A 12,731-nucleotide genomic window follows, 5' to 3' on the forward strand; every position below is an offset into this window, starting at 1 on the left:
CCCGTGGGCTAGGGCGCTCGAAGCAAACAAGGGCAGTTGGGGTGCTGCAGCAGGGGAGCGGGGCAGGTGTTACATATCGGAGCACTGCCTGTGCGCAGCGCCCGATAAAGGAACACTTAGCGCTGGCTGTCGCGGTACTGGCTCGGTGAAAGCCCGGTGAGGGCGCGAAACTGCCGGCTGAAAGCACTGTGATCGGTGTAACCGCAGCGCAGGGCGATCTCGGTGATCGGCAGGTCGAGCTCCTGCAGCAGGCGCGAGGCTTCTTCGAGCCGCGCCTTGTGAATCATCTGTCGCGGCGTGAGCTGGAAGATGCGCTTGCAGTGGCGCTCCAGCTGCGCCACCGACAGCCCGGCGATGGCGGTCAGCTCTGCAAGGCTGATGGGGCGGGTGAAGTGGGCGCGGATATGTGCATCGACGGCAGCGAGCTTGTGGAACGCCGGGTGGTTGGACTGGGGCAGTTGCAGGTCGCGGGAAATGCCGGCGAGGCCGACGATAGTGCCCTCGGCGTCCTTGAGTGGCCGTTTGTGGGTCAGGCACCAGATCGGCTGGTTGCCGAAGTAAAGGTGCAGCTCAAGCTGGTCGGCCAGTTCCCGGCCACTGCTGAGCACGCGGCGGTCCTGCTCGGTGTAGAGCGGGCCGAAGCGGGCGGGGAACACATGCTCGGCGGTAAGCCCGAGCAAGTCTTCGCGGTGCTTGCGCCCGCAGCGCCGGGCCAGGGTCTGGTTGACGAAGGCGTAGCGCGCCTCGCAATCCTTGATGAAGAACACCACGTCGTTGAGGGTGTCGAGCAGCGGTGCAATCGGCTGCAGGCTGCTGAGCAGGGTCGGCAGGTCGCAGGGCGCGAAGTGGTTGAGCGTGGCGTGCATGGCGCTGACGTTCCGGGGGCGACCGTCGGGATCATAGAGCGCCCCCGGTGTTTACCTCAAGTGTCGCTCTCAAGGTGCAGCAGGGTGTCGATGCGCGCCGGGCTGAATGGCGGGCGCGGTGCCGAGGGCTGCCAGCCGAACAGGTGGGCGGTGGCCGCACCGCACACCCGGCCCTGGCAGGCGCCCATGCCGCAACGGCTGGCCAGCTTGGCCTGGCGCCAGTCGCTGTGCCCGGCGAGGGCGGCATAGGGCACGTCTTCGCAGCGGCACACCAGGGTGTCGGCGGTTGCCAGCGACTTCAGTGCGGGGTCGAGGGCGAAGGCCGTGTTCAATGCGCGGGCAAAGGCGTGCCAGCGCGCGCGGCGGCGCCACAGTTGCTGCGCTGCCTGGCGATTGCCGGTGGCCGTAAAACCTGCAATAGCACCTTCAACCAGAGCGCGCTCGCTGCCACCGAAACCTGTGCATTCGCCTGCCGCGTAAACGCCGGGTTGCGAAGTCGCCTGCCAGGCATCGACGGCAAGCGCCTGTTGCTCCACGGCGCAGCCCAGGGCCTGGCCCAACTGGATGTTGGGGATCAGGCCGAAGCCGCAAGCCAGCCGATCGCAGGCAATTTCAACCACCTGGCCGTGCTGCTGCAGGCGTACGCCTTCGAGCCGGTCGGTGCCCAGCGCGGCCAGCACATGGCTGGCGCTACGGTACTGGCGGTCGAACAGGCTAAACGATTGCAGCAGCTTGTGCGGCCAGCGCGGCAACTGTGCGGCAAAGCCGCTGACGGCCGCAAGCGAGGCCTGCTCGGCGATGCGCAGTACCCGCGCGCCATTGGCCTTGGCGGTGGCGGCGCTGGCCAGCAGCAAGGGGCCGCTGCCGGCGATGACGATACGCTCGTCGCGCACCGGCATCCCGCCCTTGATCAACGCCTGCAAGCCACCGGCACCGGTCACCCCAGGCAGCGTCCAGCCAGGGAAGGGCAGCAGCAGTTCACGGGCGCCGGTACAGAGGACCAAGCGCTCGTAGTGGATTTGCCAGCCGCGCTCGGCGTTCTCCACCAGCAGGCTGTTGGGGCCGGCGTTGGCGATCACCCGCGTGTCGCTGTGCCAGTGCACATTGGCGCAGGCCAGCACCTGCTCGCGCAGCCGGCGCGCCTGCTTGGGCAGCTTGGCCTGCGGCCCGTCGCGCCAGATCTGCCCGCCCGGCAGCGGGTTGTCGTCGAGCAGCACGATGCGCGCGGCCCGCGGCGCGGCGGCCAGTGCCGCAGCCAGCCCGGCGGGGCCGGCGCCAATGATCAGCAAGTTGGTGTGTTCGTTCATGCGCGGGTCTCCACCTGCATGCCGTCACGGCACAGGGTCTGGCAGGCCAGGCGCCGGCGGCCGTCGATGGTCACCCGGCACTCCTGGCAAATGCCCATGCCGCACAGCGGGGCGCGGCGCTGGCCGCTGACCGAAGTGCGCGAGCAGCCATCGCCGCCCAGGGCCAGAGCAGCAGCGACGCTGGTGCCGTCGGCCACGCGTAGCGGGCGGCCATCGAGGGTCAGGTCAGGCATGGGCGAGGGCTCCGAGAAAGCGATCTGGCAGGTAAGGGCTGGCCGCCAGCGGCGGCGTTTGGTCAAACAGCTGCGCGCTCAAGAGATCGGCGGTCGCCGGCGCCGTGGTCACGCCCAGCCCTTCATGACCGACCGCCAGCCACAGGCCATCCTGCTGCGGATGGCGGCCCACCAGCGGCAGGCCGTCGGGGCTGGCGGCGCGAAAGCCGGTCCAGGCGCGGATACCGTTCAGATTTGCCAGGTCCGGCATGTACTCGGTTGCGCGCTTGAGCATGCGCGCCAGCATCCAGCCTTCCACGGCCGGGTCAGTGGTGCCGAACTGGCGCGAGGCACCGATGAACAGCTGGCCGGTCGGCCGTGGCTGGATATTGCAGGCAGTCGACGGCCCGCTGGCGTTGTGGGCGCTGGTCACGTAGCCCAGCTCCACCAGGGTATGGGTGACGGTGCCGGGGTAGCGATCGGTGATCAGCAGGTGGCCTTTCTTCGGCTCGATCGGCAGCTCCGGGCACAGCTGCGTGGCCTGGATGCCGTTAGCCAGCACCACGGCCTCGGCGCTCAGCCACTGGCCGCTGTCGAGGCGCACACGGTTGCCCTCTACTGCGCTGACCCGCGCCCGACGCTGTTCGATCCCTGCTGTTTGCAGCATCCAGCCGGCAGTGGCCGGGGCATAGAGAATACCGTCGCCGTTGATCAGCAGACCGCCTTCGAGCCCCTCGCGCAGCGCCGGTTCGCGCTGGCGCAGGGCGTGCCCGGCGACCAATTCGCAGGCCACCCCCTGTGCTTGCAGGAGGTTGAATTTGTGTTCGGCCACGGCCATTTCTTCGGTGTTGGCCGCCAGCCACAGGGTGCCGTTGCTGCGATAGGCGCAGGCCTCGGGGAGTTGCGGGGCCAGTTCGCGCCAGCGTTGTAGCGAATACTGGCTGAGCGCAAGCTCTGCGGGATTGTCGTCGAGCACCAGCAAATGGCCCATGCCGGCGGCCGTGGCGCCGTGCAGCCCGGCATCGAGTACCAGTACTTGCAGCCCGCGCGCGGCCAGCGCCTGCGCGCAGGCGGCGCCGATGATTCCGGCGCCGATGACGATGACATCGGCCACGGCACCACGGCTCACGGGCGAATGCCCCAGGCGAACGGGTCGTCCTCCTCGAGGATCAGCGTGGCTTCGGCGCTAATGTGCGCGCGGCCGCGAATGGTCGGGATGATGCGTTGGCCGTCGTCCTCGAACGAGCCCTCGAAGGTGCTGCCGATCACGCTGGCCTGGCGCCAGGTCTGCCCGGGTTGCAGTTTGCCGTCGGCAGCCAGGCAGGCGAGCTTGGCGCTGGTGCCGGTGCCGCAGGGCGAGCGGTCGTAGGCTTTGCCAGGGCACAGCACGAAGTTGCGGCTGTCGGCGTCGGGGTCGTCGGCAAACAGCTCGATATGGTCAATCAGGCCGCCGTCTTCACCGCGAATGCCTTGCTCTTCCAGGGCCTGTTGCACGGCGTAGGTATAGGCCGTCAGCGCCTCGATGTTGTCACCGGCGACCTCCAGGCCGTGGTCGGCGATCAAAAAGAACCAGTTGCCGCCCCAGGCCACATCGCCCACTACCTTGCCGATGCCGGGCACCTCCAGCGCCAGGTCCTTGCGGTAGCGGTAGGCCGGCACGTTACGCACGCTGACCGAGCGGTCCTCGTGGAGGGTCGCCTGCACGGTGCCGACCGGGGTTTCGATGCGGTGCACGCCTGGGCCGATCCTGCCCAGGTGCGCCAGCGACACCACCAGGCCGATGGTGCCGTGGCCGCACATGCCCAGGTAACCGGTGTTGTTGAAGAAGATCACCCCGGCGCAGGCGCTGGGGTCCACCGGCTCGCACAGCAGCGCGCCGACCAGCACATCGCTGCCGCGCGGCTCCAGCATGCAGGCAGTGCGCCATTGATCGTGTGCCTCGGCAAGGCGTTGGCGGCGCTGGGCCATGCTGGCGTTGCCAAGGTCGGGGAAGCCGTCGATGACCAGGCGGGTCGGTTCGCCGCCGGTGTGGGAATCGATCACGGTAATGCGTTTCATGGAGGCCGCGTCCGTTCAGGGAAGTGAAGGACAGAGTGGCGTGTCCCCCAGTGCGCAGGCTTGATGCCTTTACGCCACGCCGATGACGAAATCGGCACAGCGGCCGAGTCCTGCCGGAACCTGTGGGAGCGGACTTGCCCCGCGATGAGGCCAGTACAGCCAGCACATCGGGTGGCGCCTGGATTGCGACCGCTTCGCGCTCGATCGCGGGGCAAGCCCGCTCCCACAGGTCCACCAGGTTGCCATTATTTGGTGGGAGGCAGGTGCTCGAACAGGGTCTTGCAGACGCCGGCGATGTGTTCGTCGAGCAGCCTCACTGCCAGCTCGACATCCTTGGCCCGGCAGGCGTCGAGGATGTCGCGGTGTTCGTGGTCGGCGCGCTCCTTGCCTGCCGAGAGGCTCATCTGCATGCGCAGGTAGCGCTCCAGCTTGTCGTTCACCGAGCGGATCATGTTGACCAGGAACGGCCGCTGCGCCGGTTCATACAGGCAGGCGTGCAGTTCCCAGTTGAGTTCGGCCCAGCGGCCGACGTCGTTCTCGCCGACGAACTCCTGGCAGATGCGCTCGGCGCGGGCGAAGGTTTCCTCGGTCATGTTCGGGATGGCCAGGCGCAGGGCCTTGTCTTCGAGCAGCATGCGCACTTCGAACATCTGCGCCAGCTCTGGTTCGGACATGCGCGTAACCATCGCCCCGCGATTGCGCTGGAACATCACCAGGCCTTCGGCTTCCAGGCGCTTGAGCGCTTCACGCACCGGGATCTTGCTGACGTTGAACTGGCGGGCGATATCGTCCTGGCGGATTGGTTCGTCTTCGGCGAAGTGCCCGGCAATGATCGCATCGCGCAGGTGACGGGTGATGATTTCCGAAGTCGAGGGCGTGTTGCCCAGGTCCGGGGCGTTGAGGCGGGGTACGGTCACGGTGGCGTCGTCCGAAGTTATTTATGGATATGGTATACGAAACTCTCCATGCATGGCGCCAGACCTGCCCGCTGGCATGCTCAGCGGCCTATGCGGGGCTCTTTGAGGGCAATGGGCGCGGCGATGTCGCGCAGGTTGCTGCTGTCGTTGTGTTTCAAGCGCAGGTAATCCAGCGCGACCTTGGCGGCGATGAGGCCAGCCCCCCAGGTTGGGTGGAGGCTGGCCTGACCAGGTATCAGCGCTTACTTGCGCGCTTCAAGGATCAAATTGAACGGCGTCTCGGTCGCTCGGCGAAAGTGCTTGAACCCGGCTTCCTCGAACACCGCGCGCAGCCGCGCCTCGCCCGCCTGGGCGCCGAGCCCCAGGCCAACTTCCTGCGACAACGAGTTCGGCGTGCAGATAAAGGTCGAAGCGGCATAGAACAAGCGCCCGACCGGGGTGCTGTTTTCATCCAGGGTGTCGTTGGCATAGGGCTCGACCAGCAGCACCGTGCCATCGGCTTTGAGCGACTCATAGGCATGCCGGGCGGCGCCGACCGGGTCGCCCATGTCGTGCAGGCAGTCGAAATAGCAGATCAGGTCGTAATCGGTGCCGGGGAAGTTCTTGGCGCTGGCCTGGACGAACTGCGTGCGTTCGGCCACACCGCCTTCGGCGGCGCGTTGGCTGGCGATAGCGATCGATGGGCCGTGGTAGTCAAAGCCGCTGAAGCGCGAGGCCGGGAAGGCCTGGGCCATGATCACCGTCGAGGCGCCGTGGCCGCAGCCGATATCGGCGACCTTGGCCCCGGCCTGCAGCTTGTCGACCACCCCGCTCAGGCTCGGCAGCCATTCGGCCACCAGGTGGGCGCGGTAGCCGGGGCGGAAGAAACGTTCGGTGCCGCTGAACATGCACGGATGGTGATCACCCCAGGCCAGGGCGCCATCGCCGCGCATGGCGGCGACCAGTTTGTCCTTGTCGTGGAACAGCGCGGCGATCACCGAGGCGCCGCCGGCGACATACACCGGCGAGTCTTCGATGGCCAGGGCCATGGCCTGTTCTTCGGGCAGGCGAAAGCGTCCGTCGCTGTGCTCCATATAGCCGGACGCGGCCTGGGCGCTCAGCCATTCGCGCAGCAGGCGGGGATTGCAGCCGGTCTTGTCGGCCAGTTGTTCGGGGGAGATGAATTGGCTGTCGGCCATGGCCCGGTACAAACCGAGTTCATCGCCGAGGATCAGGTTGGCAAGCATGGCCGCGGCACCCATGTCGGTGACCAGCTTGCCCATGAAGTCATTGAGTCTGGCTTCGTCCATTGCGTGTTCTCCTGCAAGAAGTCCAACGTCAACGGGGCTGCCGGCGGGCCGGCAACCTCGGGCCAATGTGTTGCGGGGGCAACCTTTAAGTCTAGTTCGCTTCGAAGAACGCCAGCAGTTGGGCGCTGAACGCTTCGTCCGCCTCTTCCATGACAAAGTGCCCACAGTCGGCGATGACGCTGCCGCGCAGGTTGTCGGCATGGGCCTGCAAGGTCTGCAACGGCACCTCGCCGGTAGCATGCTCGGCGCCGATGGCCAGCACTGGCATGCCCAGGCGTTTGCCGGCGCGCTGGCGGTTCTGGGCGATGGTCTGGCTGATCGAGCGGTAGTAGGCCAGGCCGCCGCTCAAGCCGCCGGGCTTGCTGTAGGCCCTGATGTAAGTGTCGACGGCCACGCGGTCGACATGGTGCGCCCAACGCTCGTACATAAAGGTCAGGTAGCGGTCCTCGCGGCCGGTGATCAGGGCTTCGGGCAGATCCTGCAACTGGTTGAAGAGAAAGTGCCAGATAAAGATGTTCTGCTCGGCGCTGACAAAGATCGGCGGCGCTTCGGCCAGGCCCGGGATCACCGCTTCGCTGAGCACCAGCTGGCTGACCGCCTCGGGGTAATCGCTGGCCAGCGCGTAGCCGACCCACATGCCCACATCATGCCCGGCCAGCCGGTAGCGCTGATGGCCGAGCTGGCCCATGGCGCGGTGCAGCAGGGCGGCGATGGTGCCGGTGTCATGGCCTTCGCTGGCCGGGTCGGACAGCCCGGTGCCCGGCAGGTCGACGGCAATCGCCTGGTAACCCTGGCGAGCCAGGGCGCGCATGACATGCCGCCAGGCGTACCAGGTCTGCGGCCAGCCGGGGATCAGCAGCACCGGCTGGCCGCTGCCCAGTTGCACGCAATGCAGGCGGCGGCCGGGTTCGAGGATCAGGTAGCGGTGTTCAAAGTCGGCTTCGGGGGTGATGGACATCGGTTGCACTCCAGGTGAAAGAGGGGGATTCAAGCCAGGCCCAGCAGGGTCCGGATCTGTTGCGGGTCGACCGGCGCGCCGGCGAAGTCGTCGAAGGTGCGAGTGGTGACCTGGATGATGTGCTCACGGATGAACGCCGCGCCTTCGCGGGCGCCGTCTTCCTGGTCCTTGAGGCAGCATTCCCATTCCAGGGTGGCCCAGCCGGGGAAGTCGTATTGCGCAAGCTTGGAGAAGATCGCCTTGAAATCGACCTGGCCGTCGCCCAGGGATCGGAAGCGCCCGGCGCGCTCGGTCCAGTCGCAGTAACCGCCGTAGATGCCCTGGCGACCGGTTGGGTTGAACTCGGCATCCTTGACGTGAAACATGCGGATGCGCGTGTGGTAAATGTCCAGGTAGTCGAGGTAGTTCAGTTGCTGCAGGACGAAGTGGCTGGGGTCGAACAGCAGGTTGCAGCGCGGGTGGTTATCCACCAGGTCGAGGAAGCGCTCGAAGCTGCTGCCGTCGTGCAGGTCTTCGCTGGGGTGAATCTCATAGCAGAGGTTGATGCCGTGGTCTTCGCAGGCATCGAGGATGGGCCGCCAGCGCCGCGCCAGCTCTTCGAAAGCCGCCTCGATCAGGCCCGCCGGGCGCTGCGGAAACGGGAACAGGTAAGGCCAGGCCAGTGAGCCTGAGAAAGTCCCCATGTCGGTCAGGCCCAGGCGTTGCGAGGCCTTGATTGCCAACTGCAGTTGTTCCAGCGCCCAGGCGGTGCGCGCCTGGGGTTTGCCGTGCAGCGCGGGCGGGGCGAAGTTGTCGCACAGGGCGTCGTAGGCCGGGTGAACCGCTACCAACTGGCCGAGCAGATGGGTGCTCAGCTCGCTGACCTCAAGGCCGTGTTCGGCAAGCATGCCGCGCAGCTCATCACAGTAAGTCTGGCTGTGTGCGGCCAGTTCCAGGTCGAACAGACGCCGGTCCCAGGCCGGCACCTGCAAGGCCTTGAAACCATGGCCGGCAGCCCAGCGGGCGATCTCGGGCAGGCTGTTGAAAGGGGCTTGTTCGGCACTGAACTGGGCCAGGTGCAGGCTAGGACCTTTGAGGGTACGCATGATGACTTCCTATTGTTTGTCGATCGACAAACAATAGGGCGACAACGCGCTTGCGTCAACTGTCTTGCAGGGTAGAATCCGCCCCATCTGATTTGATGGACACACAACCCATGGCCGGACGTCCCCGGGAATTCGATCGCGACCAGGCCCTGCACAAGGCCCTGGCGACCTTCTGGCAATACGGTTACGAAGGCACGTCAATGGCCTTGCTGGTCAGTGCCCTGGGCATTGCCTCGGCACGCATCTACGCCGCCTTCGGCAGCAAGGAGCAGCTGTTTCGCGAGGTGGTGGCGCTGTACCTGGCCGAGCAGGGCGGCTTTGCCGAGCGGGTCATCAACCGTGAGCTGGCGGTGGGCCAGGCCGTGGAGCAGATCCTCCACGAGGCCATTGCCACCTACACCCCAGCGGACGGCCCGCGCGGTTGCCTGGCGGTGTCATCGACCGCCAGCGGCGGCCCGGATATCAGCGGCGTACTGGACTGGATGAGCGAGCTGCGCCGCCAGCGTACCCAGTCGATCATCGACCTGCTGCAGCAGGCCCATGGCCGTGGCGAGCTCAAGGCCGAGGCCGACGCCCAGGCGCTGGGCGACCTGTTTGCCACCTTGCTGCACGGTATTGCCATCCAGGCCCGCGACGGCATTGCCACGGCGCGCCTGCAGGCGATGATCAAACCGGCGTTGTGCGCTTTGCACGCCGCCCTGGCCTGATCAGCGCGCCTGGCCCGAGGCCCGCTCGCGCAGGGCCTTGCTGACCTTTGCCTGGATCTCGTAGGCCGGCGCTTCGACGGCGTCGAAGTCGCGCGAGTAGCGCCGGGCGAACTCTTCCACGCCCCATTGCTGGTACTGCTGCACGTGGTGCAGTTCGTGGGCCCAGAGGGCGACGTTGTTTTCGGCGTCGGCCTGGTTGCGAAAAACGATGATGTCGATCAGGGTCACGGCGTTGACGTCGGGGTTCTGCAGCAGGGCGTTGGCGCTGTCCAGGGCTTGTTGGTCGCCGACCTTGTAGCGCGCCGCGTCGAGCACCTGGAAGTCATAATAGGATTCGAGCTGGGCGCGGATGTGCAGGGGGATCGGCAGCAGCGTGCCCGCCGCAGCGGTGTTGCGCGCCTGCTGCAAGGCCAGGGCCAGGGAACTGCTGGCCACCCGGCCGAGGTCGTCGAGCACGGTGCCGGCCTGGCCGGGGTCGATGGGCGAGCAGATGCAACTGCCCAGGCAGATTTCGTACTGGCCGGCCGGGCAGGCGGCGAGGGCGGTGAGCGGGGCGTTCAGGGCAAGGCTGAGCAGCAACGACTCAAGGCGCTTCATGCAGGGCCCCGGCAATAAAGTCGCGAGAGGCCTTGAGCACTTCCTCCTGTATCGACTCGCTGGCGAGCATGCGCGCAAGCACCAGCGCGCCCACGCACTGGCTGATCAGCGCCCAGGCCAGCGCCGGGTCTTCGAGGGTTTGCGCCCATGCTTGCTGGAGCTGGCACAGCCAGTGTTCGGCTTCCGCGCGCACCGGCTGCTCGGCGCGGGCGATTTCCGCGCCCAGGGTCGGGATCGCGCAGCCGCCTTCGACATTGTGCAGGTGGGCCATGCTCAGGTACTGCTCCAGGCAGCGTTCGAGCCGCGCGCGGTTCATCGGCTGCTGGGCGATGGGGCTGTGCGACAGCTCGCGGCGCACCACCTCGGTGAACAGCTCGTCCTTGGACGGGAAGTGGTTGTAGAAGGCGCCGCCGGTCAGGCCGATGGCCTTCATCAGCCCGGCCACGCCAGTGGCGGCAAAGCCGCCGCGTTTGGCCAGGGCGCCGCTGCTTTGCAGCAGTTTCTGCCGGGTTTGTTCTTTGTGAGTGGTGGAATAGCGCACGCCGGTAGGCTCCACAGGGCTGGCTTGACGAAGCCTGAATCATAGCATAGCGTTCGTTTACTAAATGATCGTTTACCAATGGAGGCGAGACATGACCCAAGGCAAGAAGGTGGTACTGGTGGTAGGGGCCGGTGATGCAACCGGCGGCGCGATTGCCCGGCGCTTTGCCCGCGAGGGTTATGTCGCCTGCGTGACCCGGCGCAGCGCCGACAAGCTGCAGCCGCTGGTGGACGAGATCCGCGCCGCCGGTGGCGAGGCCTACGGTTTTGCCTCGGATGCGCGCAAGGAAGAGGAGGTGGCGGCGCTGGTCGAAGAGATCGAAAGCAGCGTCGGTCCGATCGAAGCCTTTGTCTTCAACATCGGCGCCAACGTGCCCTGCAGCATTCTCGAAGAGACCGCGCGCAAGTACTTCAAGATCTGGGAAATGGCCTGTTTCGCAGGCTTTCTCAGCGGCCAGGCGGTGGCGCGGCGCATGGTGACCCGCGAGCGTGGGACTATCCTGTTTACCGGTGCCACTGCAGGCTTGCGCGGCGCAGCCGGGTTTGCCGCGTTTGCCGGCGCCAAGCACGGCATTCGCGCCCTGGCCCAGAGCATGGCCCGCGAACTTGGGCCGCGCAATATTCATGTCGCCCATGTGGTGGTGGACGGTGCCATCGATACCGCGTTCATCCGCGACAGCTTCCCCGAGCGCTATGCACTCAAGGACCAGGACGGCATTCTCGACCCGCAACATATCGCCGACAGCTACTGGTTTCTGCACAGCCAGCCGCGCGACGCCTGGACCTTCGAGCTTGACCTGCGGCCGTGGATGGAGCGCTGGTAAGCCTTTGACAACAGCCTGCGCAACAACAAAAAAAGGACCTGCTGCAGATGAGCAAAACCGTAGAATTCTTCTTTGACCTGGGCAGCCCGGCCAGCTACCTGGCCTGGACCCAGTTGCCGAAACTCTGCGCCCAGCACGATGCGCAACTGGTGTACCGGCCGATGTTGCTGGGCGGGGTATTCCAGGCCACCGGCAACGCCTCGCCGGCGATGGTGCCGGCCAAGGCCCGGCATGTGTTCGTTGACTTTCAGCGCTACGCCAAACGCTACGGCGTGACCCTGGCCTTGCCGCCGGGCTTCCCGATCAACACCCTGGGCCTGATGCGCGGCACGGTGGCCGTGCAGCGCTACCAGCCAGAGCGTTTCGCGGCCTACCTGAACGCGATGTTCACGGCCCTGTGGGTGCGCCAGCGCAATCTTGCCGACCCGCAGGTGCTGGCGGCAGTGCTGCAGGAGGCCGGTTTCGACCCCGAGCAATACCAGGCCTGGAGCGCCGAGCCCGAGGTCAAGGCCGCACTCAAGGACGCTACCGAAGAAGCGGTGCGCCGTGGCGTGTTCGGTGCGCCAAGCTGCTTTGTCGGCGAGCAGATGTTCTTCGGCCAGGACCGCCTGGAGTTCGTCGTTGAAGCGCTGGCCGAGCAGGACAGTCAAGTGTAGCGGCATTATTTTCACTAACTGTATGGTCGAGGCGGATCAGGACTCCGTTAGTGTCAGGGCAGCCCAATAAAAATACTGGATGCCTGCCATGCTCGGCTCACTGGACCTGATCACTGCCTTCGTGCTGTTCGCCTTTGTCTCCTCGATCACCCCGGGGCCCAACAACACCATGTTGCTGGCCTCCGGGGTGAACTTCGGCGTGCGCCGTTCGATTCCTCACGCGCTGGGCATCAGTGTCGGCTTCATGGTCATGGTATTGGCGGTGGGTTTTGGCCTGGGCGAGGTGTTCAAAGCCTACCCGCCGATCTACACCGTGCTGCGCTACGTGGGCGCCGCCTACCTGTTGTACCTGGCCTACAAGATCGCTACCTCCGGGCCGCTGTCGGTCAGCGACTCGTCGAGCCGCAAGCCCCTGGGCTTCTGGGGCGCGGCAGCCTTTCAGTGGGTCAACCCGAAAGCCTGGGTGATGGCCGTGGGCGCGATCACCACCTACACCCCGGCCCAGGGCTACGTCACCAACGTCATCGTCATTGCCGCGGTGTTCGCCCTGGTCAACCTGCCCAGTGTCTGCGTCTGGGTGATGTTCGGCAGCGCCTTGCGCACGGTGTTGCAGAACCCGCGCTGGCTGATGCTGTTCAATCTGCTGATGGCGGCGCTGCTGGTGATATCCCTGTACCCCCTGCTGTTTGTAGAATCGGGTTTTTCCTGACGTGAG

At 66.2% G+C, this 12,731-nt stretch carries 15 protein-coding genes and 1 pseudogene; 4 read left to right on the forward strand and 12 right to left on the reverse strand.

Annotation, left to right across the window (positions count from 1 at the left end; genetic code table 11):
• Positions 1-116: 116 nt before the first annotated feature.
• The 10 genes and pseudogenes from LOY54_RS11440 to LOY54_RS11485 form a co-directional block, all read right to left on the reverse strand.
• Positions 117-866 carry an AraC family transcriptional regulator gene (locus tag LOY54_RS11440; protein WP_093383887.1) on the reverse strand — a complete coding sequence of 250 codons (750 nt, stop codon included), beginning with the start codon at positions 864-866 and terminating at the stop codon, positions 117-119.
• A 56-nt stretch (positions 867-922) separates the two neighbouring features.
• Positions 923-2,173, reverse strand: a complete 1,251-nt coding sequence (locus LOY54_RS11445) for an FAD/NAD(P)-binding oxidoreductase (RefSeq protein WP_258610437.1) — start codon at positions 2,171-2,173, stop codon at positions 923-925.
• Positions 2,170-2,406 (reverse strand): (2Fe-2S)-binding protein, encoded by a 237-nt coding sequence (locus LOY54_RS11450; protein ID WP_123567779.1) that lies wholly within the window; start codon positions 2,404-2,406, stop codon positions 2,170-2,172. Before LOY54_RS11450 ends, LOY54_RS11445 begins: the two co-directional genes overlap by 4 nt.
• On the reverse strand, positions 2,399-3,514 hold the full coding sequence (locus LOY54_RS11455; protein ID WP_093383877.1) for an FAD-binding oxidoreductase: 1,116 nt from the start codon (positions 3,512-3,514) through the stop codon (positions 2,399-2,401). Before LOY54_RS11455 ends, LOY54_RS11450 begins: the two co-directional genes overlap by 8 nt.
• Positions 3,511-4,443 carry a 4-hydroxyproline epimerase gene (locus LOY54_RS11460; protein WP_258610438.1) on the reverse strand — a complete coding sequence of 311 codons (933 nt, stop codon included), beginning with the start codon at positions 4,441-4,443 and terminating at the stop codon, positions 3,511-3,513. The genes LOY54_RS11455 and LOY54_RS11460 overlap by 4 nt, the downstream gene beginning before the upstream one ends.
• A gap of 245 nt (positions 4,444-4,688) precedes the next feature.
• Complete coding sequence (locus tag LOY54_RS11465) at positions 4,689-5,360, reverse strand: GntR family transcriptional regulator (RefSeq protein WP_258610439.1); 672 nt, start codon at positions 5,358-5,360, stop codon at positions 4,689-4,691.
• A gap of 80 nt (positions 5,361-5,440) precedes the next feature.
• Positions 5,441-5,548 (reverse strand): annotated as a pseudogene (locus LOY54_RS11470) (GntR family transcriptional regulator); the annotation flags it as partial.
• A 54-nt stretch (positions 5,549-5,602) separates the two neighbouring features.
• Complete coding sequence (locus LOY54_RS11475) at positions 5,603-6,649, reverse strand: class I SAM-dependent methyltransferase (protein ID WP_213601570.1); 1,047 nt, start codon at positions 6,647-6,649, stop codon at positions 5,603-5,605.
• A 91-nt stretch (positions 6,650-6,740) separates the two neighbouring features.
• The gene (locus LOY54_RS11480; RefSeq protein WP_045196767.1) at positions 6,741-7,607 is read right to left on the reverse strand and encodes an alpha/beta fold hydrolase; all 867 of its coding nucleotides are present in this window, start codon (positions 7,605-7,607) and stop codon (positions 6,741-6,743) included.
• A 29-nt stretch (positions 7,608-7,636) separates the two neighbouring features.
• Entirely contained in the window at positions 7,637-8,692 is a 1,056-nt protein-coding gene (locus tag LOY54_RS11485; RefSeq protein WP_195883806.1) for a sugar phosphate isomerase/epimerase, read from the reverse strand.
• A 110-nt stretch (positions 8,693-8,802) separates the two neighbouring features.
• Between LOY54_RS11485 and LOY54_RS11490 the strand changes: the two genes are divergently transcribed.
• Positions 8,803-9,399, forward strand: coding sequence for a TetR/AcrR family transcriptional regulator (locus LOY54_RS11490; RefSeq protein WP_258610440.1), 597 nt, complete (start codon positions 8,803-8,805; stop codon positions 9,397-9,399).
• On the opposite strand, the gene LOY54_RS11495 is transcribed toward LOY54_RS11490, so the two are convergent.
• Positions 9,400-9,996 carry a DUF4157 domain-containing protein gene (locus LOY54_RS11495; RefSeq protein WP_258610441.1) on the reverse strand — a complete coding sequence of 199 codons (597 nt, stop codon included), beginning with the start codon at positions 9,994-9,996 and terminating at the stop codon, positions 9,400-9,402. It abuts the gene before it with no gap.
• On the reverse strand, positions 9,983-10,537 hold the full coding sequence (locus LOY54_RS11500; RefSeq protein WP_258610442.1) for a TetR/AcrR family transcriptional regulator: 555 nt from the start codon (positions 10,535-10,537) through the stop codon (positions 9,983-9,985). The genes LOY54_RS11495 and LOY54_RS11500 overlap by 14 nt, the downstream gene beginning before the upstream one ends.
• 91 nt (positions 10,538-10,628) lie before the next feature.
• On the opposite strand from LOY54_RS11500, the gene LOY54_RS11505 reads away from it, so the two are divergent.
• The 3 genes from LOY54_RS11505 (at position 10,629) to LOY54_RS11515 (ending at position 12,725) form a co-directional block, all read left to right on the forward strand.
• Positions 10,629-11,360: an SDR family oxidoreductase gene (locus LOY54_RS11505; protein WP_045196777.1), complete on the forward strand. Its 732-nt coding sequence runs from the start codon at positions 10,629-10,631 to the stop codon at positions 11,358-11,360.
• 47 nt (positions 11,361-11,407) lie between these two features.
• Positions 11,408-12,016, forward strand: coding sequence for a 2-hydroxychromene-2-carboxylate isomerase (locus tag LOY54_RS11510; protein WP_258610443.1), 609 nt, complete (start codon positions 11,408-11,410; stop codon positions 12,014-12,016).
• Between the two features lie 79 nt (positions 12,017-12,095).
• Positions 12,096-12,725 (forward strand): LysE family translocator, encoded by a 630-nt coding sequence (locus LOY54_RS11515; protein ID WP_176794269.1) that lies wholly within the window; start codon positions 12,096-12,098, stop codon positions 12,723-12,725.
• Positions 12,726-12,731: the final 6 nt, after the last annotated feature.

Source organism: Pseudomonas sp. B21-032 (assembly GCF_024748965.1).
In the GTDB taxonomy this organism is placed as follows: Bacteria; Pseudomonadota; Gammaproteobacteria; order Pseudomonadales; family Pseudomonadaceae; genus Aquipseudomonas.

Bases quoted from the DNA above. Each gene is read 5' to 3' on its own strand.
- LOY54_RS11490 (WP_258610440.1), top strand. From the start codon at position 8,803: ATGGCCGGACGTCCCCGGGAATTCGATCGCGACCAGGCCCTGCACAAG.
- LOY54_RS11505 (WP_045196777.1), top strand. From the start codon at position 10,629: ATGACCCAAGGCAAGAAGGTGGTACTGGTGGTAGGGGCCGGTGATGCA.
- LOY54_RS11515 (WP_176794269.1), top strand. From the start codon at position 12,096: ATGCCTGCCATGCTCGGCTCACTGGACCTGATCACTGCCTTCGTGCTG.
- LOY54_RS11475 (WP_213601570.1), bottom strand. From the start codon at position 6,649: ATGGACGAAGCCAGACTCAATGACTTCATGGGCAAGCTGGTCACCGAC.
- LOY54_RS11495 (WP_258610441.1), bottom strand. From the start codon at position 9,996: ATGAAGCGCCTTGAGTCGTTGCTGCTCAGCCTTGCCCTGAACGCCCCG.
- LOY54_RS11445 (WP_258610437.1), bottom strand. From the start codon at position 2,173: ATGAACGAACACACCAACTTGCTGATCATTGGCGCCGGCCCCGCCGGG.
- LOY54_RS11485 (WP_195883806.1), bottom strand. From the start codon at position 8,692: ATGCGTACCCTCAAAGGTCCTAGCCTGCACCTGGCCCAGTTCAGTGCC.
- LOY54_RS11510 (WP_258610443.1), top strand. From the start codon at position 11,408: ATGAGCAAAACCGTAGAATTCTTCTTTGACCTGGGCAGCCCGGCCAGC.
- LOY54_RS11460 (WP_258610438.1), bottom strand. From the start codon at position 4,443: ATGAAACGCATTACCGTGATCGATTCCCACACCGGCGGCGAACCGACC.
- LOY54_RS11480 (WP_045196767.1), bottom strand. From the start codon at position 7,607: ATGTCCATCACCCCCGAAGCCGACTTTGAACACCGCTACCTGATCCTC.
- LOY54_RS11450 (WP_123567779.1), bottom strand. From the start codon at position 2,406: ATGCCTGACCTGACCCTCGATGGCCGCCCGCTACGCGTGGCCGACGGC.
- LOY54_RS11440 (WP_093383887.1), bottom strand. From the start codon at position 866: ATGCACGCCACGCTCAACCACTTCGCGCCCTGCGACCTGCCGACCCTG.